Source organism: Microbacterium aurantiacum (assembly GCF_031625015.1).
Taxonomy (GTDB): domain Bacteria; phylum Actinomycetota; class Actinomycetes; order Actinomycetales; family Microbacteriaceae; genus Microbacterium; species Microbacterium aurantiacum.
In genome coordinates, this window is sequence record NZ_JAHWXH010000001.1 from 1,623,244 (window position 1) to 1,648,588 (window position 25,345).

General features: G+C 68.8%; 26 protein-coding genes. 13 read left to right on the forward strand and 13 right to left on the reverse strand.

Translation table 11 applies throughout. The annotated features are described in order from the left end of the window. Window positions 1–39: 39 nt before the first annotated feature. The 8 genes from KZC50_RS07530 to KZC50_RS07565 form a co-directional block, all read right to left on the reverse strand. Complete coding sequence (locus KZC50_RS07530; RefSeq protein ID WP_053548210.1) at window positions 40–441, reverse strand: four-helix bundle copper-binding protein; 402 nt, start codon at window positions 439–441, stop codon at window positions 40–42. Window positions 442–558: 117 nt separating this feature from the next. Further along, window positions 559–819, reverse strand: a complete 261-nt coding sequence (locus tag KZC50_RS07535) for a hypothetical protein (protein WP_053548209.1) — start codon at window positions 817–819, stop codon at window positions 559–561. A gap of 154 nt (window positions 820–973) precedes the next feature. Continuing rightward, window positions 974–1,813, reverse strand: a complete 840-nt coding sequence (locus tag KZC50_RS07540; protein WP_053548208.1) for a F510_1955 family glycosylhydrolase — start codon at window positions 1,811–1,813, stop codon at window positions 974–976. A gap of 145 nt (window positions 1,814–1,958) precedes the next feature. Further along, complete coding sequence (locus KZC50_RS07545) at window positions 1,959–2,567, reverse strand: DUF305 domain-containing protein (RefSeq protein WP_053548207.1); 609 nt, start codon at window positions 2,565–2,567, stop codon at window positions 1,959–1,961. Between the two features lie 90 nt (window positions 2,568–2,657). Then, on the reverse strand, window positions 2,658–3,089 hold the full coding sequence (locus KZC50_RS07550) for a DUF6153 family protein (RefSeq protein WP_053548206.1): 432 nt from the start codon (window positions 3,087–3,089) through the stop codon (window positions 2,658–2,660). Window positions 3,090–3,151: 62 nt separating this feature from the next. Continuing rightward, complete coding sequence (locus KZC50_RS07555) at window positions 3,152–5,281, reverse strand: heavy metal translocating P-type ATPase (RefSeq protein ID WP_053548205.1); 2,130 nt, start codon at window positions 5,279–5,281, stop codon at window positions 3,152–3,154. A 56-nt stretch (window positions 5,282–5,337) separates the two neighbouring features. Further along, a complete protein-coding gene (locus KZC50_RS07560) occupies window positions 5,338–5,661 on the reverse strand; it encodes a heavy-metal-associated domain-containing protein (protein WP_155048972.1) in 324 nt (107 codons plus the stop codon). 32 nt (window positions 5,662–5,693) lie between these two features. Further along, a complete protein-coding gene (locus KZC50_RS07565; RefSeq protein WP_053548254.1) occupies window positions 5,694–5,975 on the reverse strand; it encodes a metal-sensitive transcriptional regulator in 282 nt (93 codons plus the stop codon). Between the two features lie 217 nt (window positions 5,976–6,192). Here KZC50_RS07565 and cmtR point away from each other — a divergent pair, with 217 nt between their 5' ends. The 9 genes from cmtR (at window position 6,193) to KZC50_RS07610 (ending at window position 17,292) form a co-directional block, all read left to right on the forward strand. Beyond that, window positions 6,193–6,552: a Cd(II)/Pb(II)-sensing metalloregulatory transcriptional regulator CmtR gene (gene cmtR, locus KZC50_RS07570; protein WP_053548253.1), complete on the forward strand. Its 360-nt coding sequence runs from the start codon at window positions 6,193–6,195 to the stop codon at window positions 6,550–6,552. After that, on the forward strand, window positions 6,549–8,453 hold the full coding sequence (locus tag KZC50_RS07575) for a heavy metal translocating P-type ATPase (protein WP_310891228.1): 1,905 nt from the start codon (window positions 6,549–6,551) through the stop codon (window positions 8,451–8,453). Before cmtR ends, KZC50_RS07575 begins: the two co-directional genes overlap by 4 nt. Window positions 8,454–8,539: 86 nt before the next feature. Continuing rightward, window positions 8,540–9,001 (forward strand): signal peptidase II, encoded by a 462-nt coding sequence (locus KZC50_RS07580; protein WP_310891549.1) that lies wholly within the window; start codon window positions 8,540–8,542, stop codon window positions 8,999–9,001. Beyond that, window positions 8,998–9,597 carry a cadmium resistance transporter gene (locus tag KZC50_RS07585; protein WP_053548203.1) on the forward strand — a complete coding sequence of 200 codons (600 nt, stop codon included), beginning with the start codon at window positions 8,998–9,000 and terminating at the stop codon, window positions 9,595–9,597. The genes KZC50_RS07580 and KZC50_RS07585 overlap by 4 nt, the downstream gene beginning before the upstream one ends. A 122-nt stretch (window positions 9,598–9,719) precedes the next feature. Then, window positions 9,720–11,108 carry an HNH endonuclease signature motif containing protein gene (locus KZC50_RS07590; protein ID WP_310891229.1) on the forward strand — a complete coding sequence of 463 codons (1,389 nt, stop codon included), beginning with the start codon at window positions 9,720–9,722 and terminating at the stop codon, window positions 11,106–11,108. 225 nt (window positions 11,109–11,333) lie between these two features. Beyond that, a complete protein-coding gene (locus tag KZC50_RS07595) occupies window positions 11,334–12,830 on the forward strand; it encodes an MFS transporter (RefSeq protein WP_310891231.1) in 1,497 nt (498 codons plus the stop codon). A 67-nt stretch (window positions 12,831–12,897) separates the two neighbouring features. Then, window positions 12,898–14,052 carry an exonuclease SbcCD subunit D gene (locus tag KZC50_RS07600; RefSeq protein ID WP_310891232.1) on the forward strand — a complete coding sequence of 385 codons (1,155 nt, stop codon included), beginning with the start codon at window positions 12,898–12,900 and terminating at the stop codon, window positions 14,050–14,052. Next, window positions 14,049–17,105, forward strand: a complete 3,057-nt coding sequence (locus tag KZC50_RS07605; RefSeq protein WP_310891233.1) for an SMC family ATPase — start codon at window positions 14,049–14,051, stop codon at window positions 17,103–17,105. The genes KZC50_RS07600 and KZC50_RS07605 overlap by 4 nt, the downstream gene beginning before the upstream one ends. A 10-nt stretch (window positions 17,106–17,115) precedes the next feature. Beyond that, entirely contained in the window at window positions 17,116–17,292 is a 177-nt protein-coding gene (locus KZC50_RS07610; RefSeq protein ID WP_053548200.1) for a hypothetical protein, read from the forward strand. Window positions 17,293–17,295: 3 nt separating this feature from the next. On the opposite strand, the gene KZC50_RS07615 is transcribed toward KZC50_RS07610, so the two are convergent. Next, on the reverse strand, window positions 17,296–17,952 hold the full coding sequence (locus KZC50_RS07615; RefSeq protein ID WP_053548199.1) for a response regulator transcription factor: 657 nt from the start codon (window positions 17,950–17,952) through the stop codon (window positions 17,296–17,298). A 10-nt stretch (window positions 17,953–17,962) separates the two neighbouring features. Then, on the reverse strand, window positions 17,963–19,480 hold the full coding sequence (locus KZC50_RS07620) for a sensor histidine kinase (RefSeq protein WP_310891234.1): 1,518 nt from the start codon (window positions 19,478–19,480) through the stop codon (window positions 17,963–17,965). Between the two features lie 91 nt (window positions 19,481–19,571). Here KZC50_RS07620 and KZC50_RS07625 point away from each other — a divergent pair, with 91 nt between their 5' ends. Next, window positions 19,572–20,741 carry a phosphotransferase gene (locus KZC50_RS07625; RefSeq protein WP_310891235.1) on the forward strand — a complete coding sequence of 390 codons (1,170 nt, stop codon included), beginning with the start codon at window positions 19,572–19,574 and terminating at the stop codon, window positions 20,739–20,741. Window positions 20,742–20,806: 65 nt separating this feature from the next. Beyond that, complete coding sequence (locus KZC50_RS07630) at window positions 20,807–21,211, forward strand: hypothetical protein (RefSeq protein WP_310891236.1); 405 nt, start codon at window positions 20,807–20,809, stop codon at window positions 21,209–21,211. A 91-nt stretch (window positions 21,212–21,302) separates the two neighbouring features. Here KZC50_RS07630 and KZC50_RS07635 read toward each other — a convergent pair whose 3' ends face one another. Then, window positions 21,303–21,860, reverse strand: coding sequence for a nucleosidase (locus KZC50_RS07635; RefSeq protein ID WP_310891237.1), 558 nt, complete (start codon window positions 21,858–21,860; stop codon window positions 21,303–21,305). A gap of 64 nt (window positions 21,861–21,924) precedes the next feature. Between KZC50_RS07635 and KZC50_RS07640 the strand changes: the two genes are divergently transcribed. Beyond that, window positions 21,925–22,512: a hypothetical protein gene (locus tag KZC50_RS07640; RefSeq protein WP_236967390.1), complete on the forward strand. Its 588-nt coding sequence runs from the start codon at window positions 21,925–21,927 to the stop codon at window positions 22,510–22,512. Window positions 22,513–22,550: 38 nt separating this feature from the next. On the opposite strand, the gene KZC50_RS07645 is transcribed toward KZC50_RS07640, so the two are convergent. Then, complete coding sequence (locus tag KZC50_RS07645) at window positions 22,551–24,629, reverse strand: NAD(+) synthase (protein WP_310891238.1); 2,079 nt, start codon at window positions 24,627–24,629, stop codon at window positions 22,551–22,553. Between the two features lie 59 nt (window positions 24,630–24,688). Then, window positions 24,689–24,898 carry an HAD family hydrolase gene (locus tag KZC50_RS07650; protein ID WP_053548193.1) on the reverse strand — a complete coding sequence of 70 codons (210 nt, stop codon included), beginning with the start codon at window positions 24,896–24,898 and terminating at the stop codon, window positions 24,689–24,691. Between the two features lie 161 nt (window positions 24,899–25,059). On the opposite strand from KZC50_RS07650, the gene KZC50_RS07655 reads away from it, so the two are divergent. Beyond that, entirely contained in the window at window positions 25,060–25,323 is a 264-nt protein-coding gene (locus KZC50_RS07655; RefSeq protein WP_310891239.1) for a hypothetical protein, read from the forward strand. Window positions 25,324–25,345 lie beyond the last annotated feature (22 nt).

Below are 25,345 nucleotides of genomic sequence, written 5' to 3' on the forward strand. Positions count from 1 at the left end.
TGGATTGGTTGCGCGTCGCGCGGTTGACGAGCGTCCGGTTCAGAGGGTTGCGAGGAGCGTGGCGCACGCGTCTTCGCATCGCCGGCAGGCCGCGGCACACACGGTGCAGTGTTCGTGCATGGTGTGCTTCTCGCACTCGTCGGCGCAGCTCGCGCACGCGGTGCGGCACGCTTCCAGGGCTGCCCGGGTGAGGTTGGTGTCGTAGCCGGTGTGTCGGGACAGGATGCGCGCGGTGGTGTCGCAGAGGTCGGCGCAGTCCAGGTTCGTGCGGATGCACTTCGTGAGCTCTGAGACCATCTCCTCGCTCAGGCACGCATCCGCGCATGCGGTGCACGATTGGGCGCAGTCCATGCAGGCCTCGATACAGTCCACGAGCGCCTTCTGGTCGACCTGTCCGAGGTCCTTCGGATAGGAGCGGAGCATTTCTGCCACGACAGTCATGATCGAATCCTCTCGTCGTCCTGGAACTCTCAAACTACGATCACGGTGTCGCCTGCGGCACCCCGTTGAATACCCCGGGAGGGCATGGTAACCCCAGCCGTGATGCGGCCTCAACGCTCAGGGCGCAGTGTCTCGCTGATCCGTTCCCCCAGGCGGGGGATCCCGCAGGATCAATGCCACGGCAGCCATGACGATGATCAGCGCGATGTCGTAGCTGGCGACTGTGTAGGTCCACCAGGCGGCATCGGTCGATTGCGTGTCGCTCAGCAAGTGCGCGAGTGCGAGGACCGGGCCCGTGGCCAGGAGCACGTACCCGAGGCGAACGAGGCGTCGATGCGTTCGCACAGGATCGAGCGGGTGGGTTCCGGCGCGGGTCATTGGAAGATCGCTCCGATCGTGAGGAAACTGGCGATGGCGAGGAGGGCGACGGCGATCGTCGCGGCTGTGATGAAGAACGTGAGATTCCGCAGTGGGTTCTTGGGCTTGTTCATGAGAAGTCTTGGAGCGCGGGGCTTTGTCGGTATCCGCCCCCCTATTGGGCGGGGCTGAGGACGGTCGTGCCGTTTGTGGAGATCTCGACGATGCCACGGTCGTCAACGAGGATGATGCGCTCGTCGATGACGGAGAGGGCTTGCACGGCGCCGCGCAGCGATTCCAGCTGCTGCCAGGCACCGCTTTCGTCCTGTGACCACAGGACGCCGTCCGTACCAGCACCAAGAAGGGTGCCGTCCGTGCGCGCCTCCAGGGCGTACAGGACAGGGGCCGCATCGACGGGCGTGAAGGTGTTGCCGCCGTCGGTGCTGAGGAGGAGGCCTTCTTCGGCGGCGGCGTACACGCCGGATTCGGTGGCGGCGAGATCAGCGGCGCCGAGGGGTGCACGCTCTGTCCAGGTGCTTCCCTCGTCGGTGCTGGTGAGTAGGTTCACCTGACTGGAAGGGATGCCGTACAGGACGCCGTCGGGTCCTGCGGTCAGGACGTGGAAGTCGGTGGTCCCGTTGAGGGCGATCGGGGACCAGGAGTTCCCGTAGTCGTCGCTGCGGATGATGCCGAGGTTCGGGGCTCCCAGTTCAGGCGGGGTGTCTTCCCCGGGGTGTCCGGACGCGAACAGCGTGTCTTTCCAGGCGGTGAATCCCATGGCGTCGAAATCGTGTCCGCCGATCGGGCCGGAGATCTTCCCGCCGGGGTCGAGGGTGAAGATGCCGTTGTGCGTGGCGATGAGCAGGTCATCGCCACGTGGGTCTTCGGCGATGCCGTGGATGTGGTCGATGCGGGGTGCCGAGTCGGGGTTTCCGAGCGGTGTTGCGGTGCAGCCGGTGGCGATGACGGCGAGGGCGGTCACCGTGGCAGTGGCGAGAAGGAGTGAGCGTTTCATGATGGCTTCCGGTGGCGGCCGCGGGACGGCCTGGCTTCGCGGCGCGCGGCAGGAGCGCACCGACATGTAATGGATGTCGAGGGCGTGGCAAAGAGGTGGCCGGTGAGGGCGGGCCGAACGTTTCTGGGCCCGCCCGAGTCGGGTCCTAGAGCTGTTCCAGGAGTTCCTGCATTGTGGCGATCTCTGCGGTCTGATCGTCGATCACTTGCTGGGCGAGGTCGAGGACGTCCGGGCTCTGCGCGTCGTCAAGGGCAGTTTGCGCCATGTCGACGGCACCTTCGTGGTGCACGATCATCTGTTCGAGGAACAGACGGCTGGCCTCGGCGGCGTCTGCGTTCTCCAGCAGGGTCATGTCTTCTTCGGACATCATGCTGTCGTCACCGCCCATTGACCCATGGTCCATGCCGCCCATGGAGTCAGGGTCGTAGTCCACGCCCCAGTCTTCGAGCCATCCGAGCATCTTGTCGATTTCGGGACCCTGCGCTGCTTTGATCTGTTCGGCGAGCTCGACCACGCGTGGGTCTGCCCCGTCCTTGGCGAGCAGGATGTCGGCCATCTCGATGGCTTGCTGGTGATGCGGGATCATCATCGTGACGAACATCTCATCCGCCTCAGTCGCCTGTGAGGTCGACGACGACTGCGACGGGGAGGTGGTCTCGCTGGACGGCGCGGTGCCGCTGTCCGCGCAGCCGCTGAGCGCCAGCGCGAGTGTCAGAATGCCGGTGCTGACAGCGAGGGCGATCTTCTTGTTCATGATTGTTCCTTCGATAAGTCGTATGAGGGTTCGCAAATAGCGGCGCCAGGCGGCGCCACGAAACCGACCGCTCGGGTCGGCGGCGACTACTCAGGTGCGACTTATCGAAAGGAACGTGAGCGAGGGAGCCCGCGGAAAAACACCGGTCGCACCCCATCTCACCAGGCTCATCGCTCGGTGAAGGGGCAGGCCGCGACCGTGGATCAGCGTCGGAGGAAGCAGCAGCAGGAGGCCGGCGAGTAGCGCGAGCACGCAGGCCGTCAGCATGTCGTTGTGGCCCTGGTCGGGCCCGGTGCTTACGTGACAGGGCCCATCGCAGGCGGTGCCCATCACGTCAGGGGCGTGCTCATCGCCGGCTGCGGATGTTGAGTGGGTGAGCCCGGGCGATCCGTGCCCGGCTGGTTCGGCGGTGAAGGTGTGCATGGCCAACAGCCCGACGATGACCATGAGCGTGGCCGCGCCGAGCATCAACAGCGCGCGCAGCGACAGCTGCGGGCGTGCGCTGCGAAACGCGACATGCATGCGGGGACCCTCCACTCTGCTCAGGATGCTAACACCGCAGACTATGCGCCTCTGATTCCCGGCTACGTGCCCGTCACCGCGTCCGGGCGCAGATCCAGTCGGCGCAGCAGCTGTGCATTGAGGGCGACCACGATGGTCGACAGAGACATCAGCAGCGCACCCACTGACATGGGCAACACGAACCCGATCGGGGCGAGCACGCCGGCCGCGAGGGGGACGGAGAGCAGGTTGTAGCCGGCGGCCCACCAGAGGTTCTGTTTCATCTTCCGGTAGCTGGCCCGCGACAGCTCGATCACCGACAGCACCGAACGGGGGTCGTCGCTGGCGAGGATGACGCCCGCGGACGCGATCGCGACATCCGTTCCCGCGCCGATGGCGATACCGACGTCGGCCTGCGCGAGCGCGGGGGCATCGTTGACACCGTCTCCAACCATCGCGACCTTGCGGCCTTCGCCCTGAAGCTCTTTCACCTTCGAGGCCTTGTCCTCCGGTCGGACCCCGGCGAAGTAGCGGTCGATGCTGAGTTCGCTCGCGACCGAGGCGGCAACCGCGTCGGCGTCACCGGTGATCATGACCACCTGCACGCCGCGCTCATGGAGGGCGTCGACGGCGTGACGCGACTCCGAGCGGATCTCATCCGCCAAACGCAGCGCTCCGGCGACCTGGCCGTCGACGAGCACGTGGAGGATGATCGCCCCCTCATCGCGCCATTCGTCGGCGACCGGCAGCTCGGAGGCGTGCTCCTGCTCGAGCATGTACGGGCCACCGACCTGCACGATGCGTCGATCGACACGTGCACGCACCCCAACCGCCGGGGAAGATTCGAAGTCGGAGGAGGAATAGACCGTGAGAGTCTTCTCCTTCGCCGCGTTCACGATCGCGCGAGCGAGCGGGTGCTCGGAGTCTGCTTCCGCGGCCGCCGCCCACGCCAGCAACTGATCAGGGTCGGTTCCGGAGACGGGGTCGATCGCGGTCACAGCGGGAGTGCCCTTGGTGAGCGTGCCGGTCTTGTCGAACAGGACGGTATCGACGGTGCGCATGCTCTCCAGCGCGAGACGATCCTTGATCAGAACGCCTCCACGCGCGGCCCTCTCGGTCGCGATCGACACGACGAGCGGAATCGCCAGGCCCAGAGCGTGCGGGCAGGCGATTACCAGCACGGTGATCGTGCGGATCACTGCGGCGTCGGGCAGGCCGACGACCGTCCAGACGATCGCGGTGATGGCGGCAGCGCCGAGTGCGAACCAGAACAGCCACCCTGCCGCCTTGTCTGCGAGTCGCTGCGCTCGTGAGGATGAGTTCTGCGCCTCGGTCACCAGTTTCTGGATCCCGGCGAGAGCAGTGTCTTCACCGATTGCGGTGATCTCGACCCGGACCCCGGAATCGGTGGCGACGGTGCCGGCGATGACTTGGTCGCCGTCGCTGCGACGTACCGGGCGCGATTCGCCGGTGATCATCGACTCGTCCATGCTGGCCGAGCCCTGCACGATCCTCCCGTCCGCGGGCACCCGCCCACCCGGGCGCACCACCACGATGTCACCCACCTGCAGATCAGACGGGGCGACCGTCACGGTCGTATCTCCCTCGATCTTCTCCGCCTCGTCGGGCAGCAACGCAGCCAGGGAATCCAACGCTGAGGTCGTCTGTGCGAGCGAACGCATTTCTATCCAGTGACCGAGCAGCATGATCACGATTAGCAGCGCCAGCTCCCACCAGAAGTCCAGCTCGTGATGCAGCAGCCCGAGGCTCGCACCCCAGGATGCGAGGAACGCCACAGTGATCGCCAGGGCGATCAGCAGCATCATGCCGGGCTTACGGGCACGCAGCTCACTCACCGCGCCGGTGAGGAACGGGGCACCACCCCACACGTACATGACCGTCCCGAGAACCGGGGATACCCACCCGATCCACGCGGCCTCCGGCAGCGGGTACCCGAGCAGCATCGAGAACATCATCGAGAACCCGACAACAGGGACCGCGAGGATCAGCATGATCCAGAACAATCGCCGGAACTGGCCCACGTGATCGCCGTGGCCGGCGTGGCGGGCGTGGCCCTCGTGACCGCTGTGACCGGCGTGTTCTTGAGGAGCGCCGTGATCGTGGCTCATCGCCGCGTGGTCATGCTGCGCTGTCGGCGCACCGCCGTGATTCTCGTGTCCAGTGTGATGGGTGTGTTCGTCGTGCTGGCTCATCGGAAACCCTTGCTCGGATGCGCCCGGGGATGACCCGGGCGCGGACGGATAGTGGGTCAGGCGTGACCGGTCGCGAGGCTGTAGCCGGCCTCTTCGACCGCAGCCCTCACGGCAGCGGGATCGACAGGGGATGCGCTGTGGATCGTCACTCGGGACGGGCCGCCAGTGTTCAGGTCGACGGTGACGGACGCGACACCGTCCAGGGCGCTCAGTTCCTCACTGACGCTCGACACACAGTGTGAGCACGTCATCCCGGTGACCAGGACATCCTCCGAGACCGGGGTCGTGACAGGAGTGGATGCTTCGGTGTTCGATGGAGCGGCGCAGCACGCGCAACCAGCGTTCGCGTCCTTCAGTCCAAGTTCGATGCGGTCAGTCATGGTGAGTTCCTCCCAAGTAGTTTGACGAGTGGTTATGAACGGACCAGGCGAGCGATGGCATCGTTTGCTTCGCGAACCTTCTCCGCGGCAACCTCGCCACCCTCAGCGCTTGCCTGGGCGACGCAATGACTCAGATGGTCGCTGAGAAGCGACAACGCCACAGTTTCAAGCGCCTTCGTGGCCGCAGCGACCTGCGTCAGGATGTCGATGCAGTACTTGTCCTCATCGACCATCCGAGAGATACCCCGCACCTGACCCTCAACCCGACTCAATCGCTTACGCAGATCCGCCTTGTTGTCGGTGTAACCGTTCATGCTCACAAGATACCCCCTAGGGGTATCCAACTCAACGGGTGCCGGTCTATTCCCGAAAGGCAGCCTTGATACCCGGGTCGTCTTTGGCGCCGCCGGCCAGGCGTCGACGATGCCGGAAGTGATGCCCGCCCAGGCGAGCGTCTCGAACCGGTGGAAGCCGTTTGAGGATGCATGAAGACGGCGGTAAACTATACATCGCACAATGTATAGTCATCGTATGCTGACTATTTCAGATCGACTTGACGTGATGAACCGGCTCGGGCGGGCGATGGCTGACCCTACTCGTTCGCGCATCCTGCTGACCCTTCTTGACGGACCGAGCTACCCGGCGGTGTTGTCTCGGGAGCTGGGGCTGTCTCGTTCCAACGTCTCGAATCACCTGACGTGTTTGCGCGGGTGCGGGATCGTGGTGGCTGAGCCCGAGGGGCGGCAGACTCGCTACGAGGTCGCAGACCCACACCTTGCCCGCGCCTTGACGGCGCTGGTTGACGTGACGCTCGCGGTCGATGAGAGTGTGCCGTGCATGGACCCGGACTGTGGGGTCGAAGGATGCGTGGCGGGGGAGTTGCGGGCGTGAGCTCGGTCACGGGTTCGCACGTCGAGCATGTCGACCTCGACGACGATGATGACGATGACCGGCCGTGGTACCGGAGCCCGGGCGTTCTGATCCCGATTTTCTCCGGCGTGGTGTTCGCCGCCGGCCTGGTGTGCGAGTGGACCGGCGCAGAGGCCGCGGGCCTGGTGCTGTTCTGGGTGGCTCTGTTGTTGGGTGCGTCGACTTTCGTTCCGGGTGCGCTGCGCAAGCTGTTCGCGAAGCGAAAGCTCGGGATCGGACTGTTGATGACGATCAGCGCTACCGGTGCAGTCATCCTCGGCTACGTCGAGGAAGCCGCGGCGTTGGCGTTCCTGTACTCCATCGCGGAAGCGCTGGAGGACAGGGCCATGGACCGTGCACGCGCGGGCTTGCGGGCGTTGTTGAAGCTCGTACCCGAAACCGCACTCGTCAAGAGAGGCGACGCGACGTCCGAAGTGGAGGCGAAGGATCTGCGCGTGGGAGACGTGCTCGTGGTGCGCCCGGGTGAACGGGTAGCCACAGACGGCATTGTGCGGACTGGGCGGAGCAGCCTGGATACCTCAGCGATCACGGGCGAGTCGATCCCGGTCGACGTCGATCCCGGCAACGAAGTCCCTGCCGGGTCGATCAACACCACAGGCGTTCTCGAAATCGAGGCGACCGCTGCTGGCACCGACAACTCGCTGACGACGATCGTCGAGCTGGTCGAGCAGGCGCAAGCTGAGAAGGGCGACCGGGCGCGACTGGCTGACCGGATCGCCCGTCCTCTCGTTCCCGGAGTGATGATCCTCGCGGTTCTGGTCGGTGTGCTCGGTTCGCTCCTGACTGGCGATCCTGAGCTGTGGATCACCCGCGCCTTGGTCGTGCTGGTCGCCGCGTCCCCGTGCGCCCTGGCGATCGCTGTTCCGCTCACCGTCGTAGCCGCGATCGGTGCAGCATCGAAGTTTGGTGTGGTGGTGAAGTCCGGGGCCGCGTTCGAGAGGTTTGGTGGGATCCGCCATCTCGCTGTCGACAAGACCGGCACCCTGACCCGCAATGAGCCCACCGTGGCCCGCGTCGTCACCGTCGCGGGGACGACCGAGGACGATGTGCTCGCGTGGGCGGCGAGCTTGGAGGGTCACAGTACGCACCCCCTGGCTGCTGCGATCACCACCGCCGTTTCCGAGGCCCGAACCGCGGAGGCCGTCAGTGAGACTGCCGGACACGGCATCTCTGGCACGCTCGACGGTGCCCGTATCGCGGTTGGTAGCCCGCGCTGGCTGGACGCCGGTTCGCTGGACGGCGAGGTGCAGGCAATGGAATCCGAGGGGATGACTGTGGTTATCGTGCACCGCAACGACCAGCCTGTTGGCGCGGTAGGAGTGCGTGATGAGCTGCGCCCTGAAGTTCCCGATGTCATCGCAACCCTCACCCGACGTGGAATCGCGGTGACAATGCTCACCGGCGACAACGCTCGCACCGCCGCAGCTCTGGCCGCACAGGCCGGGATCAGCGATGTGCGCGCCGAGCTACGCCCCGAGGATAAAGCTGCCGCTGTCGCAGCACTGTCGAAGTCGCAACCCACGGCCATGATCGGGGACGGCATCAACGACGCCCCCGCGCTGGCTTCCGCGGACTTGGGAATCGCGATGGGAGCGAAGGGCGCGGATGCCGCGATCGAGTCGGCCGATGTTGCGTTCACTGGACATGACCTGCGCCTTATCCCGCAGGCACTGGAACACGCACGCCGTGGCCGCAACATCATCAATCAGAACGTTGTGCTGTCCATCGCGATCATCGCGGTGCTGTTGCCCTTGGCGATTACCGGATACCTAGGTCTGGCAGCCGTCGTCCTTGTTCACGAGGTCGCAGAGGTTGTCGTTATCCTCAACGGGCTCCGAGCGGCGCGACGGAGAAAGGCATGACCCGGCCCGATGACGGAATCACTCTCGGCAGAGCCACTCGTGGGGACGCGACGAGTTCGCCCGACCGAGCGTCCGCGCGAAGCCGATTGCTGCGGTTCCTACTCGCAGTAGGTGTCGCAGCGGTCGCCGTCTGGGTCGACCAAGGCATGAAGGCACTCGCCCTTGCACGGCTCAGCGAGGCCGACCGAGTCCCCATCCTCGGAGACTGGCTCGGGCTGCAGCTCGCGTTCAACCCTGGCACCGTGATGTCTCTCGGCGCCGACGCGACCTGGCTCCTGACCGTCTTGGCCGCTGCCGCATCCATCGCGCTGCTCATCGCCGCGACGCGCGCCCGAACGGCTGGGTGGGCGATCGCGATCGGACTCCTGTGGGGAGGCGCGGTTGGCAACCTGCTGGACCGCTTGCTCGCTCCGCCCGGATTCGGTCGCGGTCACGTCACCGACTTCCTGGCCTACGGCAACCTCTTCATCGGCAACCTTGCCGACGTCATCCTCGGCGTCGGCGTGGGACTTGGCTTGTTGCTCTATCTCCGGAAAGCGAACACATGATTCTCTCTGTCCTCCAAGCGATCGGTCTGTTCCTAGCCACGAACATCGACGACATCATCGTGTTGTCCCTATTCTTCGCCCGCGGCGCGGGGCAACGCGGCACGACAACTCGAATCCTGGCGGGTCAGTACCTGGGATTCGTCGGCATTCTCGGCGCTGCCGTACTCGTTTCCCTCGGCGCCGGAGCCTTCCTTCCGCCCGAGGTCATTCCATACTTCGGCCTCATCCCGCTGGCGTTAGGACTATGGGCAGCTTGGCAAGCATGGCGCCGCCGGCACGACGATGACGACGATGAGGCGAAGATCGAAGGCAAGAAGGTTGCTGTCTGGGCCGTAGCTGGGGTCACCTTCGCTAACGGCGGTGACAACATCGGCGTCTACGTCCCCGTTTTCCTCAACGTCGGACCCGCGGCGGTGGTCGCATACTGCGTCGTGTTCCTCGCGCTCGTTGCTGTGCTCGTCATCGTGGCCAAGTTCATCGCCACGCGACGTCCGATCGCCGAGATCTTGGAACGTTGGGAACACGTCCTGTTCCCCCTCGTCCTCATCGGGCTCGGTGTATTCATCCTGATCAGCGGAGGAGCATTCGGGCTCTGAGACCGGCGCAACAACGTCAAACAGGCTGACTGCCCCCTGCCGTAAACGATCGCTTCAGAACCTCTTTCCACGTCGTTGAGATATCCGCTTTGAATGTCGGAGGCTATCGCTAGTATTCGAACATGAATACGAGCTGCCTGATCGAGTTCCGCGAGGAAGACCTCGCCGAGCTGGACGAGGTCGCGCGCTACGCCGAGGCGATGACGCCGGCGTTGGGGGCGATGGAAGTCGGCAACGTTCGCAACCAGGCCCGTGCGGGGGCGGTCGCGGAGCGGGTGGCGCGTCGTCAGCCGGCGTCAGTACGGTCGCAGGAGATGGTCTACCGCTCCGTCGCCGCGGAACTTGCCGGGGTGACGTTCACCACCGACCGGTCGATGCAAGCGCAGATCAACCAGGCGATGGAATGGGTCGAGTGCTACCCCGCCACCTTGACCGCGTGGGAAGCAGGGCGCATCACCCGGGCGCACGCGACCGCGGTGTTGCGGTGCGGGACGGTGCTGCCCCGCGATGCGCGGGCGGAGTTCGACGCTCGGGCCGCGGAGCTGTGTGTGGGTCAAGCCGTCGGGCGTGTGAAGGACCGCCTCGACCACCTCGCGCAGGAGTTGCACCCGCGGACGCTCGCGGAGCGGCACGCGAAGGCTCGCGAGGAACGTCGGGTGAGTGTCACGCCGTTGCCGGATGGGATGTCGGAACTCGTCGCGACCCTCCCGACCCTGCTTGCGGAAGGAATCAGCGACCGCCTCAACGAGCAGGCCTCCTCGATCATCGACGCCCGCAACACACCCGGCGACGGCGGGGCGGACGCCGACGCGGACACCGACGCGACGCCGGACTGTCGGACGCGGGACCAGATCCGTGCGGACATCTTCTGCGACATGCTCCTCACAGGCTCACCCCTGGCAGACCCCACCATCGACGGCGACGGAAACGGCACCCTCGGGATGATCCGCGCGAAAGTCCAGGTCGTCGTCCCCGCCCTCGCTCTTCTGGGGAAAGACGATGACCCCGCGAACGACACCACCACCGTCGACCTCGTCGGCTCGTCCCCGATCGACCCCGCCACCGCGCGCGCTCTCGCCGGGGCTGTTGCCTCGTGGGAGCGGATGGTCGTGCACCCCGTGTCGGGGCAGGTGCTGTTCACCGACTCGTACCGGCGCACCGCCTCGATGGCGCGATTTTTGAAGGCCCGCGACAGACACTGCCGGTTCCCCGGATGCCGACGCCCCGCGATCCGCTGCGAGCTGGACCACACCCTCGATTTCGCCCTCGGCGGCCCCACCGACATCCGAAACCTCTGCCACTTATGTCAACGACACCACTCGATGAAGCAATTCACCTCCTGGGGCGTCCGGCAACTCGGCGACGGAGTCCTCGAATGGACCTCACCGACGGGGAGGGTCTACATCGACCACCCACCGGCACCGCTGGTGAGATTCATGCCGTCGGGAGGTGGGGCACCACCCCCGGAGGGGAGCGGCGGCGCACCGCCGCCCGACCCTGCACCCTTATGACGCAAAGCTTCAATCTCTCAAGGCCTCGCGCCGACGACCCGACGACCAGAGCCGATCACGGACGTCGGTCGCGCCGCCGATCGGAGACATCGAGATCAACGGCGAGTGCCAGCGATCCGAATCCCGATAAGGACGGGCGCTGCGCCGGCGGCGACCGTCGGGCATGCTCGTCGATGAGGGCGGCATCCGATCCCCTCCCCGGCGATCGGGTCTAGGTTGGACCCGATGTCCACGTCCGCTTCCACCGCCCCCTCGACCCTGTCGATTCCGCTGACGAACCCCCAGCGATGGCGGGCATTCTGGGTGTGCGTCTCCGTCGCTGCCATCACGATCCTCGACCTGACGAAGGTCAACGTCGCCGTCCCCTCGATCGAGGCCTCCCTCGGCGCATCTCCGACGGCTCTGCAACTGGTGGTCTCGGGCTACGTGCTGACCTTCGGTCTGGCGCTCGTGCCGTTCGGCCGCATGGGCGACCAGTGGTCGCGTCGCGGCCTGTTCATCATCGGCCTGGCCCTCTTCACGCTCGCAAGCGCGATGTGCGCCCTCGCGCCCGATCCGACGACGCTCATGATCGGGCGACTGGTGCAGGGCATCGCCGCGGGCATCCAGATGCCGCAGGTCATCGGCACGATCCAGCAGCTGTTCCAGGGCAAAGAGCGCGGGCGGGCATTCGGCCTCTTCGGCGCGACGATCGGCATCTCCACGGCGTTCGGCCCGACGCTCGGTGGGCTCCTGATCGCCCTCGGCGGCCCCGAAGACGGCTGGCGCTGGATCTTCTGGATGAACGTGCCGCTGTGCCTCGCCGCGGTCGGACTGGCGATCTGGGTGCTCCCCAGCGTCCGCAAACGTGACGGCACCCGCATCGAACTCGACCCGATGGGCGTCTTCCTCTTCGCCATCGTCGTGATCGCGCTGATGTGGCCGTTCCTCTTCACGACCGGCTCGCCCGACGACAACCCGGCGCGATGGTGGGCACTCGCGCTCTTCGCCGTCTTCGGGGTGCTCTTCTTCCTGTGGGAGCGCCGGTACGCCGCAAGCGGTCGCGCGCCGCTCGTGCCCTTCGGGCTCTTCCGCATCGCGTCCTATCGCAACGGCACCCTCATTGCCGCGTCGTACTTCACCGCCGCGCCGGCGCTGTTCCTCCTCACCACTCTGTTCCTCCAGCTCGGCCTCGGCCTCGAACCCGTCTTCGCCGGCATGGTCGGCATCGGATTCGCCGTCATCAGCGCGGTCGGATCCTGGGTCGGCGGCAATCTCGTGAACCGATTCGGGCGCCCGCTCGTCGTCATCGGTCTGGCGATCATCCTCGTGGCGGTGATCGCGCTCTCCGCGGTGGCGTTCTTCCTGCCTCCCGAGATCGCGCCGTACGCGATGGCGGGGGTCATGGCCGTCGGCGGTCTCGGCGGCGGCCTCGTCATCGCCCCGAATCAGACACTCGCCCTCGCCGACATCCCCGTCCGCGACGGCGGTCTCGCCGGATCCGTCGGCCAGCTCGGCCAGCGGATCGGATCCGCGATCGGCACCGCCGTCGGGCTGTCGCTGTTCTATTCGACGATCTACCGCGAAGTCGGCGACGGCACCCCGACGCTGTCGACCTATCACGACGCGTACGCGTTCGGCATGGGGGCGGTCGTGCTGTTCCTGCTCATCGCCCTCGTGCTCGGCATCCTCGACATCTTCTCCCGCCGCCGCGAAACGGATGCCGAGCCCGCCGCCTCCTGATCACCTTCACGGGTCGGCTGCGGCCTGCCGGACGGATGATGTCGGAGGGCGCGTCTACCGTGGAAGCATGCGCATCCTGCACACCTCCGACTGGCACATCGGGCGCTCGTTCCACGGGCACTCGACGCTGGAGGCGCTGCGCGGGGTGCTCGAGCGTCTCGTCGCGCAGGTGCGCGAGAACGACGTCGACCTCGTGCTGGTCGCCGGTGACGTCTTCGACTCCGCCGCGCCGTCCGCGGCCTGCTACCCGGTCCTGAGCGACACCCTCCTCGCCCTCCGCGAGACGGGCGCGACGGTCGTCGTCACGAGCGGCAATCACGACTCCGCGGCGCGGCTCGGCTTCCAGTCGGCACTGTTGCGCGACGGCATCCTCGTCCTCACCGACCCGGCCGCGGTCGGCACCCCGGTCACGATCGACGACGCGGCCGGACCCGTGCATGTTTACGGCATCCCGTACCTCGAGCCGGCGCTGGTGCGTCACGTGTGGCCCGGGGTGCCGATGCGCTCCCAGCACGACGCGCTTACCCACGCGATGTCACTGATCCGCGCCGACCACACCGCGCGCGGCGGCCGCGCGGTCGTGATGTCGCACTGCTTCGCCGCCGGCGTCGAGGCGACCCCCGGAGTCGAGCGCGAGATCCGCCAGGGCAGCCTCGACGTGGTGCCGGTGTCGGTCTTCGACGACCTCGACTACGTCGCCCTCGGCCACATCCACGGCCGCCAGACGCTTGCCGAGCGCGTGCGGTACGCGGGTGCGCCGCTCCACTACAGCTTCGGCGAGCAGGACAAGCCGCGCGGCTCCTGGCTCGTCGACCTCGACGAGAACGGGTTCGAGAAGGCGGAGTGGCTCGAGCTGCCGGTCCCTCGCCGCCTCGTGACGGTGCGCGGGGCCCTTGACGACCTCCTCACCGATGAGCGGTTCGCGGATGCCGAAGACGCGTGGGTCTGCGCGCAGTACACCGACACCACTCCTCAGATCGACCCGATGCGGCGTCTGCAGCAGCGCTTCCCCCACTGCGCGACGGTCATGCACACCCCCGACGCCCCGCGGGTCAGTGACGAGCGCTCCTACGCCCAGCGCGTCCGTCATGCCCGGTCGGATGCCGAGCTCATCGACGCTTTCCTGGTTCACGTCCGCGAGGGCGAGGGGGCCGACGAGCGCGAGCGGGAGCTCATCCGCGACGTCCTCGACAACCACGCCCTGACCGAGGCTCGCTCGTGAAGCTGCATCGGCTCGAGCTGACCGGCTTCGGTCCGTTCCGCAACACCCAGATCGTCGACTTCGACGCCTTCGAGACCGACGGGATCTTCCTCATCGCCGGTCGCACCGGCGCGGGCAAGTCGAGCGTGCTCGACGGTGTGTGTTTCGGGCTCTACGGCGGTGTCCCGCGGTACGAGGGTTCCGAGCGGCGGTTGCGGAGCGACCACTGCGACCCCGCCGACCCCACTCGGGTGGTCGTGGAGTTCACCGCCGGTGACACCCGCTGGCGCGTGACCCGCTCTCCGGAGTACGACCGGCCCAAGCAGCGCGGCACCGGGATGACCACGGAACCCCACCGCGCCCAGCTCGACGAGTGGATCGACGGCGAGTGGGTCGGTCGCGCCGCACGTCCGGTCGACGTCGCGCGCGATCTCGACGAGATCCTCGGCCTCAACCAGCAGCAGTTCCTCCAGGTCATCCTCCTCGCGCAGAACCGCTTCGCGGAGTTCCTCCTCGCCAAGAACGACGACCGCCAGCGCCTCCTGCGTCGCCTGTTCGGCACGCGCACCTACGAGGGCTACCAGACCGCGCTCGACGAACGGCGTCGTGCCGCCGAGGCGCACGTCACGACCGCCGGCGAGGGTGTGCAGATGCTCCTCGCCGAAGCCGAGGCCATGCTCGCGGCCGACGGACTCGAAGGAATCGATGCGGAGGCGACCGACCCCGGGGCGGCAGCCGTCGACGCGGAAGCGGGAACGTCGCTCGAGGATCGCATCGCCGCGGTCGCCCGCGGAGTCCAGCGCGCCGCCTACCGGGCCGACAGCCTCCGGCGCGAGAGCGACGAGGCCGAGGCGACCCATCGGGCCGCCGACCGCGCCCACACCGACCTCGTCGCCCTGCGCGACGCGCAGACCGAACGCGCCCGCGCGCGTGACGCGCTCGCCGCGCGCGAAGCGGAGCAGCCCGCCATCGACGCCGACCGCAGCATCCTCGACGCCGCGCGCGAAGCGGAAGAACTCCGACCGGCGCTCGAGGCGGAGGCGGCCGCGGAGATCGCGCTGTCGAGCGCGCTGGCGACGGAAGAGCACGCCCTCGCGCAGTGGCAGACCGTCGTCGTCGCGATCGAGGCCGACCACCCGCACGAGCCGGACGCCGACGACCTCACCGCGATCATCGACGCCGCCGCAGCGACGGCCGCTGTCGCCGAAGCCGCCCGCGATGCCGAGCGCGACCTCGAGCGGTGGCGGGGCGAACTCGAGGGCACCCTGGCGCGCATCGCGGCGTCCGAGGCCGCGCAGGCCGACCTCGAGGCGCAGGCTGCGGCCCTGCCGCTCGAACTCGCCGCCCTCGATCACGACCTGGCGGTCGCTCGCGACGCCGCCGGAGGACGAGACGCCGTCCACCGGCGGGTGACCGACCTCGAGTCGCGCCGTACCGCCGCGCAGGAGGTCATCCGCGAGGAGGCGGTGCTCCGTGAGGCCGAAGCGCTGTACCTCGCGCGCACGGCGGAGCACGACCGCGCGCGCACCGAGGTCACCGACCTGCTGCGCCGTCGACTTGCCGGCTACGCGGGGGAGCTCGCCGCCGCGCTCGCCCCCGGGGAGCCCTGCGACGTGTGCGGCTCGACCGAACACCCCGCGCCCGCGCGTCACGACGGCGAGCCGGTCACCGACGACGAGATGAACGCGGCCGAGCGCGTGCGGGATGCCGCGGCGACCGCCGAACAGGAGGCGGCGCGACGCGCGACCGAGGCTCGAGACCGCGTGGCCGCAGTGCGCGAGCGTTCCGGCGGCGAGTCCGAGGCGGCCCTGACGGCGGCACTCACCGAGGCTCGCGCCACCGCAGCGGACGCGGACGCCGCCGCCGCCCGTCGCGACGAACTCGTCTTCCGACGCTCCCGGTTGGCCGAGACCGCGACCGAGGTCGCCGCGGAGCGCGACCAGGTGCGACTGCGGCTGTCGGCGGAACGAGAGCGGGCGGCATCCCTCCGCGCGGAGATCGGTGCGGCCGAGCAGACCGTCGACCGTGCCCGCGGCGACTACGCAACCGTCGCCGCCTGCCAGGAGGCCGCCGAGACGCGGCGTGCGGCGGCTGAGGCGCTCCGGCGTGCGCGCGATGAGAGCGCCCGTGCGCGCACGGCGCGGGACCAAGCGGCGGCGCTCACGGCCGCAGCCCTGGAACCGACACGTTTCGTCGACGCGATCGACGCGGCTGCCGCTCTTCGCGACCGTGCAGCGCGTGCGCACCTCGAGTCCCGAATCACCGACCACGAGGTGGCTCTCCGGGCCGAGCGCGACCGCGTCCGCGAGTGGGAACTGAAGCTCGCCGGCGTCGCCGACGAGCCGGTCGACGTCGACGCAGCCGCGGCCACGGCCGCCGCCGCGCGAGACGCGTGGAGCGCGGCGCTGGATGCCGCCGCCCGAGCCGCGCAGCGCGCCGCGCATCTTCGCGAACTCGCTGAACGCGCTGAGGATGCGCAGCGGAAGATCGGCGACCTCGCGGCCGAAGCCGCCGCCGTCACGCGCCTCGCCCACACCGTCGCGGGGCGCGCGCCGAACACGCACCGGATGACGCTGGAGTCCTTCGTCCTCGCCGCCGAGCTCGAAGAGATCGTCGCCGCAGCCAACCTCCGCCTCGACGAGATGTCCGCAGGCCGGTATCGCCTCCAGCACAGCGACGCCCTCGCGGCGCGCGGCGCGGCATCCGGTCTCGGGCTCCAGATCCTCGACGCGCACACGGGGCGACCGCGACCGGCATCCTCGCTGTCGGGCGGCGAGACGTTCCTCGCGTCCCTCGCGCTCGCCCTCGGGCTCGCCGAGGTCGTCACCGCCCGCGCCGGCGGTGTCCGGCTCGACACCCTCTTCATCGACGAAGGCTTCGGATCACTCGACGACGAGACCCTCGACCTCGCGATGCGCACCCTCGACGAGCTGCGTCAGGGCGGCCGCACCGTCGGGCTCATCAGCCACGTCGCCGCGATGAAGGAGCAGATCCCCGCGCAGCTGATGGTCGAAGCCTCGGCGCAGGGCCCCAGCGTCATCCGCCAGGATGTCGCGATTCCCGCCCCCGGCTAAGCTCGAACGCATGAACAAGAGCACGCTGTGGACGATCCTCGGGGTCATCGTGGCCGTCATCATCGCCTGGGTGCTCGTGGACGTGCTCTTCTCGGTGCTGTGGTTCATCGGCAAGCTCGTGATCGTCGCCATCGTCGCGGCGATCGTCTTTTTCGTCATCCGCGGGGTCTTCTCCCGTCGCGAGTGACCTTCAGGTCATGCGGTAGCCGACGCCGCGCACCGTCTCGATGGCGTCGCTGCCGAGCTTCTGGCGGAGATATCCGACGTACACGTCGGCGACGTTCGAGCCCGGGTCGAAGTCGTAGCCCCACACGCGACTGAGCAGCTGCTCGCGGCTGAGCACCTGACCGGCATGCCGTACGAACTCCTCCGCGAGGGCGAACTCGCGCGCCGACAACTCCACCGACTGCCCCGCCACATGTGCGCGGCGGGTGCGGATGTCGAGAGCGATGTCGCCGTGAACGAGCTCGTCCTTCGGCGCAGCGTCATCGCGCCGCATTCGCAGGCGGATCCGAGCGACCAGCTCGTCGAAACGGAAGGGCTTGCCGAGGTAGTCGTCCGCGCCGCCCTCGAGGCCCGCAACGGTGTCCTCGAGCTCGACGCGGGCGGTCAGCATGATCACCGGCATCCGTGATCCCGACCCGCGGAGGTGCTCCAGTACGGCGAAGCCGTCCATGCCGGGGAGATTCACGTCGAGGACGAGGAGGTCGAACTCTCCCGTCAGGGCCAGGTCGAGCGCGTCCGTCCCGGTCGCTGCGACGCGGGTGGCGAAGCCAGCGGAGCGCAGGCCCTTGTCGATGAAGCCCGAGATCCGGGCCTCGTCTTCGGCGATGAGGATCGATGCCATGGGTGCTCTTTCAGGGCGCCGCGGGGGCGGGGGCGGACGGGGTCGAGGACGGCGGCGAGGGGAGGTCCGGTCGCGGCGGGATGACGAGCCCTTCGGGCACGCGCAGGCGGCTCGTCGTCAGCGGGAGTGAGAGGGTGAACACCGCACCGCCCCCGAGCGCATCCGTCACCCGTGCCGCGCCGCCGTGGGCGCGCGCGATGACCTGGACGATGTTCAGTCCGAGACCGCTGCCCGCGGCATCCGTGTCGGACCCGCGGTGGAAGCGGTCGAACACGCGCTCCTTCGCCGGATCGGGGACACCCGGTCCGAAATCGCGCACCGACAGCTCCCAGCGGTCGTCGACGACCGCGCTGGAGATGACCAGGCGACCCCCGCCGTGGGTGACGGCGTTCTGTGCGAGCTGCAGCGCCGCCTGGGTGACGCGGGCGGGATCGAGCGCGGTGACGACCTCGGCGATCGGCCCGGTCTCGACGTCGGCGCCGGTGATCCCCTCGCTCTTGCGGATGATCTGGCGCACGAGATCGGCGGCGTCCACCTCCTCGGGCTTCACGGGGGCGGGGCCGTGAAGTGCGGCGGAGGCCGCGAGATCCTGCACGAGCCGCTCCATGCGCTCGACCTCGTCGACGACCAGCGCCCGGGTCTCGCGCACGTCGCGCGGGTCGTCGGGGTCGAGCACCTCGAGGTTGCCGCGGACGATCGTCAGCGGGGTCTTCAATTCGTGGCCGACGTCGCTGAGGAGACGTCGCTGCGACTCGAGGGCGTCGTCGATGCGGTCGAGCATGTCGTTCATCGTTGCGGCGAGGCCGGAGACATCGTCGCGGCCCTGGATCGGGATGCGTTCGGTCACCGACTGCCCCGACACCCGCTCGGCGGTGTCGCGCATCTGGCGGATGGGGCGGAGGAGGCGCGTGGTCACGAGCGCGGCGGCCCCGGCGATGACGGCGATGGTGATGGCCGACGCGATCACCCAGACCTGTGCCGACTGGTCGAGCTCGGCGAGCTCGGCGTTCAGGTCATAGGCGAGGACGAATGTTCCGTCGTCTCCGTCGCCGACGGAGATCGGCGTCGCGAGGTACCGCCACACGACGCCGTTCTCGGCGTAGGTGCCGATGACGGGGTCTCCGCCCGCCGTCGCATCCTCCACGTGCAGGATGAACCCCGGCTGCGTGAGCAGATCGACGTCGAGTGCCACCCCCGGAACGAGCCGCGGCGCGCCGTTGAGCAGTCCGACGGTGCCGGTGTTGTCATCAGGCGCGGTCCGCTGCACGACGGCGGCGAGCGCCTCGGACGTCGACGTCCAGGTACCCGCGCGGGGGTCGCCCTGCTCGACGAGGAACCGCGCCGTGTCGAGGCCGCCCTGAAGGAGGGCGTCGACTTGCTGCAGGGTGCGCGAGCGCTCCTGCAGGAACACCGCGAACCCGACGGCGATCATCCCGAGGGCGGCGACGATCGTGATGACGGCGATGAGGCGCGTGCGTACGGAGAACGCCGGTAGGCCCCGGCGGCGTGCGGTCTTGGTGCGCGTCACGCGTTTCAGTATGAAGCCGCCCGCCCGCCCGCCGCGCAAGCCTAAGAGAGGTCTCATCCCATCGCGCCGCCGCGCGTGCTGGAATCGAGGGGTGCCCGCTCTTCTTCCCGACGAGGTGCTCCTGCGCGAGGCCCTCGAGATTCCGGATGCCGCGCCCGTGGTCCTCCGCACCCGTGAGCCGCTGGGTGCGGGCACCGTGACCGGTTTCGAGGTGATCGGCGCCGACGGGCACACCGCGACCTACTTCGTCGACACCTCGGGGCGCCGCGTGGCCCAGGAGACGGGACTCGCCACCGGAACACCGGATGCCCCGGGGGAGCGGATCTGGTTGCACCCACAGGATCCGCACCTGCCGGCACTCGCCCCGGTCGCGTTCGGCGATGCGGCGCGCACACTGCTGCACCGCATCGGGCGCGAGGTCGTCGAGGCTCCCGAGCTCGTCGCGTATCGCGCCGGTCGCCGCGCGGTGTTCCGGGTCGTCTGCCGTGACGGCATCCGGTGGGTCAAGGTGATCCGGCCCGAGCGCGTGGAACGGATCGTGGGGCTGCACGCCCTCCTCGCGGATGCCGCGCTGCACGTCCCGCAGATCGAGGCGTGGGCCGACGCCGGGCTCTTGGTGCTCCCGCAGGCGTCGGGACGCCCGGCCGTCGACGTGGCCCCACCGGCATCCGTGTTCCTCGACGACGTCGACCGGTGGCGGGCGGCGATGGCGGACGCACCGCTGGAGAACCGTGCCCGGTCGGGGTTGCCCGAACGCGCCGAGTGGTACACCGCGCGCCTCGTGCCGCGCCTCGCCCCGGAAGCGGCGGAGCGACTGCGGGCGCACGCGGCACGGGTGGCGGCGGTCGTCGGCGACGACGGAGTGCTCACCGTCATCCACGGTGACCTGCATTTCGGTCAGCTCTTCCTCGACGACGCGGGGCGGATGTCGGGCGTCATCGACGTCGACACCGCCGGCCTCGGAACCGCCGCTGACGACAGCGCCGCGTTCATCTCGCACGCCCTGGCCAGCGCCGCTCTCGCGCCGGGAGCCCGTGGAGGGTGGGCGCGGGAGATCGGCGTGGCGGCGCTCGAGCGCTGGGACGACCCCGCCGCGCACGTGCGCGAGCGCGTCGCGGTGCACCTGTGGGGTCACGCCCTGGGGGCGGATGACCTCGGCGACGCCGCGCGACGCGATGTGCTGCTGGCGACCGCGGATGCCCTGCTCGCGGATGAGGACGTACCTAAGGACGGTCTCATGGACGGCTTCGGTACGCCTTAGCGAAGACCCTCAGAGTGGTATCACCGCCGGTTCCCCCCGGACTGCGGCAGAGAGAGGACAGCATCATGAACACCAAGAAGAAGTGGATCGCCTACGGCGTCGCCGGCGCCCTGGGACTCACGATCGCCGGCGGTGCGGCCGCCGCCACCGCCGCCAACATGACCATGCGCACCACCGACGGAACCGTGGTTCCGGGCGGCTCGATCCAGGGCGACTCCGGTCAGCTCGGAGACACCGTGCAGATCCGGGCGACCCTCACGTCGGCCTCCATCCAGTCGTCGCCCTCGCCGACCCCGTCGCCGACCATGAGCGCGCCGTCGGTGCAGAGCTCGCCGTCGCCGGTGACCCCGCCGAGCGTTCCGTCGCCCGTGACGCCTCCGTCGCCGGTGACCCCGCCCTCGCCCGTGACGCCCCCGTCGCCGGCATCCGTGCCGTCGCCGGCATCCGCGCCGTCGGCTGCGTCGAACTGACGCACCCCTGACCCCCACCGGCAACCCCGGAGCCCCCGAAGGCTCCGGGGTTCTCGGTTGTCCGGGGAGGCCGTTGTCCGGGAGGCGCGGGTCAGTGCGGGTGCGTCTCGCTGAGGTGCGAATACAGCTGGGCGCTGCACGCGGTCACGGCGGTGCGCCAGTCGGTGATCGCGTCGTCCTGCGCGCGGTCCGAGACGGCCTTGAAGACGCGAATCGGCACGTCGAAGTGGCTCGCGACCCAGATGTAGGCGTAGGTCTCCATGTCGACCAGACCCGCGCCGAGTGGCCGGATCACCCGGACCGCCTCGACATCGTCGACAAAGTGGTCACCGGTCGCGATCACCGCATCGCCGCCCGCGGTCTCCAGGCGTGTGGGGAGCGAGACATGCTGGCCAACGATCCCGTCGATGTCGGTGACATCGTGCTGGACGGCGGCGGAGATCTCGTACACGCCGTAGTCGATGCGCGGATCGATCGCGCCGGCCGTTCCTACGACGACGACCTCGTCGTAGTCGCCGGCATCCAGCGCGCGGGTGAGCGCGTACGTGGCCTGCAGCTTGCCGGGGCCGGTCACGAGCCGGTCGAAGCCGGGGATCTCGTCGGGGAAGGCGGACAGTTCGGCATCAAGGGCGGCAACGAGTAACTTCACCCTCCCATTGTCCTCTGCGGGTCCGGGGTTCTGGGGCAGGATGGGTTCGCGAGGAGGAACGCCCATGTCATCAATCGCCCTCGATGCCCCCGCGGGGATCGATGCCCGCCTCGGGTGGGACCCGAAGGTCACCGCCCACGATCGCAAGCGTGCGCTCGCGCGTGAGCTGGTCGCTGAGCGCCTGGGGGTGAGCGAGAAGGACGTTCTCATCGTCCGCGAGGCGCCGGGATCGTTCGGTTTCCACACCCAGCTCGTCGCCGAGATCGACGGCGACGTCGTGCCCCTCACCATCCGCAACATCAGCTTCCGCGCGGCGACGGTGGTGGCGATCGGTGAGCCGGGGCTCGCGTTCGGGCTCGACCTTCGCGACGCCCAACCCGACCCCGACACGTTGGCGGACATGCGTCGGCACTCGCACATCTTCAACGAGGACGACACTGCGGCGCTCGTGCACCACTGGACGCGGGTGCAGGCCGTGCGCGACGCCGATGGGCGCGGCACGCGGGTCGCCGCCGAGCACGTCCGGCTGGATGCCGGGGGCCGGCGCGGGTGGATCCCCGACCGTCGTGCGCGCTATGACGTGGTCGACCTGTCGCGGGACGGGTGGGTCATCACCCTCGCCGTCGCTCGTCCGTCATCCGACGAGGACTGAGTCCCGCGGCGCGGCTCAGGCTCCGCTCCGGTCGCTGCTCAGTCGTCGACGAGGTCGGGGAGCGCCGAGCGGAGCTCCTCGAGCCACGCGCGCGCGTTGCCGTCCGACGGTGCGCGCCAGTCTCCGCGCGGGGAGAGCGACCCGGCGGGGGAGACCTTGGGACCGTTCGGGATCGCCGAGCGCTTGAACTGCGCGAACGCGAAGTAGCGACGCAGGAACACCTGCAGCCAGCGGACGATCTCGGGCAGGTCGTACGCGTAGCGGTCGGCGTCGGGGAAGCCGGGGGGCCAGGCTCCGGCATCCGCATCACGCCAGGCGTGCCACGCGACGAATGCGATCTTCGAGGGGCGGAACCCGAAGCGCAGCACGTGGAAGAGCGTCAGATCGTGCAGCGCGTAGGGTCCGATGCGGTCCTCGGTGGACTGGATCTTGCCGTCCTGGCCCGCCGGCACGAGCTCGGGCGAGATCTCGGTGTCGAGGACGGACTGCAGCACCTCGCGGGCGCGGTCGCTGAGCTCGGCGGCTCCGTCGCTGCCGCCCCGATGCGCGATCACCCAGCGGATGAGGTGCTGGATCAGGGTCTTCGGCACACCGGGGTTCACCGCGTAGTGGCTCATCTGGTCGCCGACGCCGTACGTCGCCCAGCCGAGGGCGAGCTCGGAGAGGTCGGACGTGCCGATCACGATGCCGTTCTTCTGGTTCGCCAGCCGGAACAGGAAATCGGTGCGGATGCCGGCCTGCACGTTCTCGAACGTCACGTCGTACACCGGCTCGCCGCCCGCGAACGGGTGGTCGATGCCGCGGAGGATCTCGGTCGCAGCCGGACGGATGTCGATCGTCTCGATCGAGGCGCCGATTGCCTCGGCGAGGGCGATGGCGTTGGACTTCGTGTGGTCGCTCGTGGCGAAGCCCGGCATCGTGTACGCGAGGATGTCGTGGCGCGGCCGCCCGAGGCGGTCCATCGCGCGCGCGACGACGAGGAGGGCGTGCGTGGAGTCGAGCCCGCCGCTGACGCCGATCACCGGGCGCGGGTTGCCGATCGCCTGCAGGCGCTGGACGAGCCCCGAAACCTGGATGTTGAAGGCCTCGTAGCAGTCCTGTGCGAGACGCGCGGGGTCGTCGGGGACGAACGGGAAGCGGTCGAGCGGACGCCGGAGGCCGATGTCGGCCGCGGGCGGGTCGAGGGTGAAGGGGATCGAGCGGTGGGGTGCGGCATCCGTTATCGTCCGCCGGTTGTCGTCGAACGTGCCCTGCCGCAGGCGGTCCTGGCGGAGTCGGTCGAGGTCGACGTCGGCGATCGAGATCCGCGGTCCGTCGGGGAAGCGCTCGGTTTCGGCGAGGAGCGTTCCCGCCTCGTAGATCATCGTCTGGCCGTCCCACGACACGTCGTTCGTGGACTCTCCCTGGCCCGCTGCGGCGTACGCGTAGGCGGCGAGGCATCGCAGTGACTGCGACTGACAGAGGTCTTTCCGGTCGTCCGCGCGGGCGATGGTGATGGGGCTGCCGGAGAGATTCACCAGCACGCTCGCCCCGGCGAGAGCGGCGAGCGAGGACGGCGGAACCGGGACCCAGACGTCCTCGCACACCTCGGCGTGCACGACGAGACCCGGCACGTCGGATGCCTCGAAGAGGAGGTCGGGGCCGAAGGGTGCCTCGAGCCCGCCGACGCGGATCTGCTGGCCTCGCTGGTCGTCGCCGGGCGCGTACCAGCGACGCTCGTAGAACTCGCGGTAGGTCGGCAGGTACGACTTCGGGGCGACCCCGAGGAGGCGTCCGCGGTGAATGACCACCGCACAGTTGTAGAGGCGGTTGCGGTGGCGGAGCGGCGCTCCGACGACGAGTATCGGCAGGAGGTCCGCGGATGCCGCAACGAGACGTTCGACCGCGGCGACCACGGCGTCGAGGAGGGCGTCCTGCATCACGAGGTCTTCGATCGCGTACCCCGTGAGGCAGAGCTCCGGGAACACGGCGACCGCGACGGACGCGTCGTGGCAGCGGCGGGCGGCGTCGAGGACGGCGTCGGCGTTGGTCGCAGGGTCGGCGATCGCCACGGGCAGCGTGCAGGCGGCGATGCGGGCGAACCCGTGCCGGTAGGCGCTCTCGAACGGCAGGCTCATGGGTCCCAGTCTGTCAGGGAGGGTCCGCCGGGCGCGCGTCTGTCGCGGCGATGCGCAGCTCAGTCGCTGCGGGTGAGGCCGGCTTGGATCGCCTGGCGGATTCGCCAGATCGGGAAGCCGCTGAGTTCTTCGATGAGGTCGACGTCGAATCCGTGCACGAAGTACGCCTCGCGTATCGCGCGGATGCGGGTCGGGGTGTCTCCGAGGGCGAGGGCGAACTCGGTCGCGTAGCGCTCCCAGACGCCGGCCTCGAACTGCGGTGTGGTCACGGCGCAGTCACCTCCTCTCGGTGGACAGGAATCGGTTCGGGAAGCTCAGAATAGAGCCGCCTGAACGGATGGTATTCCTCTGGCGTTACAACAAAGCGACGTGGAGATTCCGATGCCCTTTCGGCGCCGGGCGCCTCGCAGGTCATCGATAGGGTCGAACGATGCGACAGCGGCGCCGGACCTACATGATCGGCGGCAGGGGGCTCGTCCTGTGCGGCGTGCTCGGCATGCTGCAATACGCCGCACCCGGCCTTGGCCCGGTCGTCGGAATCCTCGTCGATCTGGTCTTCGCGGCCGCGGTCCTGCTGTTCGCGATCGGGTCGTCTCGCGCGGCCAGTGTCGTGGCACGCAGACCGCTCGGTGCGACGAGCGCGCTCACCGTAACCATCCATCCACGCACGTTCGGCTCCATCGCTCGAGCGTAATGCGCGGCCTCGGGCACGACCC

Excerpts from the sequence above, each read along its gene's own strand:
- KZC50_RS07530 (WP_053548210.1), bottom strand. The coding sequence starts at position 441 with ATGACTGTCGTGGCAGAAATGCTCCGCTCCTATCCGAAGGACCTCGGA.
- KZC50_RS07535 (WP_053548209.1), bottom strand. The coding sequence starts at position 819 with ATGACCCGCGCCGGAACCCACCCGCTCGATCCTGTGCGAACGCATCGA.
- KZC50_RS07540 (WP_053548208.1), bottom strand. The coding sequence starts at position 1,813 with ATGAAACGCTCACTCCTTCTCGCCACTGCCACGGTGACCGCCCTCGCC.
- KZC50_RS07545 (WP_053548207.1), bottom strand. The coding sequence starts at position 2,567 with ATGAACAAGAAGATCGCCCTCGCTGTCAGCACCGGCATTCTGACACTC.
- KZC50_RS07550 (WP_053548206.1), bottom strand. The coding sequence starts at position 3,089 with ATGCATGTCGCGTTTCGCAGCGCACGCCCGCAGCTGTCGCTGCGCGCG.
- KZC50_RS07555 (WP_053548205.1), bottom strand. The coding sequence starts at position 5,281 with ATGAGCCAGCACGACGAACACACCCATCACACTGGACACGAGAATCAC.
- KZC50_RS07560 (WP_155048972.1), bottom strand. The coding sequence starts at position 5,661 with ATGACTGACCGCATCGAACTTGGACTGAAGGACGCGAACGCTGGTTGC.
- KZC50_RS07565 (WP_053548254.1), bottom strand. The coding sequence starts at position 5,975 with ATGAACGGTTACACCGACAACAAGGCGGATCTGCGTAAGCGATTGAGT.
- cmtR (WP_053548253.1), top strand. The coding sequence starts at position 6,193 with ATGCTGACTATTTCAGATCGACTTGACGTGATGAACCGGCTCGGGCGG.
- KZC50_RS07585 (WP_053548203.1), top strand. The coding sequence starts at position 8,998 with ATGATTCTCTCTGTCCTCCAAGCGATCGGTCTGTTCCTAGCCACGAAC.
- KZC50_RS07590 (WP_310891229.1), top strand. The coding sequence starts at position 9,720 with ATGAATACGAGCTGCCTGATCGAGTTCCGCGAGGAAGACCTCGCCGAG.
- KZC50_RS07595 (WP_310891231.1), top strand. The coding sequence starts at position 11,334 with ATGTCCACGTCCGCTTCCACCGCCCCCTCGACCCTGTCGATTCCGCTG.
- KZC50_RS07600 (WP_310891232.1), top strand. The coding sequence starts at position 12,898 with ATGCGCATCCTGCACACCTCCGACTGGCACATCGGGCGCTCGTTCCAC.
- KZC50_RS07610 (WP_053548200.1), top strand. The coding sequence starts at position 17,116 with ATGAACAAGAGCACGCTGTGGACGATCCTCGGGGTCATCGTGGCCGTC.
- KZC50_RS07615 (WP_053548199.1), bottom strand. The coding sequence starts at position 17,952 with ATGGCATCGATCCTCATCGCCGAAGACGAGGCCCGGATCTCGGGCTTC.
- KZC50_RS07630 (WP_310891236.1), top strand. The coding sequence starts at position 20,807 with ATGAACACCAAGAAGAAGTGGATCGCCTACGGCGTCGCCGGCGCCCTG.
- KZC50_RS07640 (WP_236967390.1), top strand. The coding sequence starts at position 21,925 with ATGTCATCAATCGCCCTCGATGCCCCCGCGGGGATCGATGCCCGCCTC.
- KZC50_RS07645 (WP_310891238.1), bottom strand. The coding sequence starts at position 24,629 with ATGAGCCTGCCGTTCGAGAGCGCCTACCGGCACGGGTTCGCCCGCATC.
- KZC50_RS07655 (WP_310891239.1), top strand. The coding sequence starts at position 25,060 with ATGCGACAGCGGCGCCGGACCTACATGATCGGCGGCAGGGGGCTCGTC.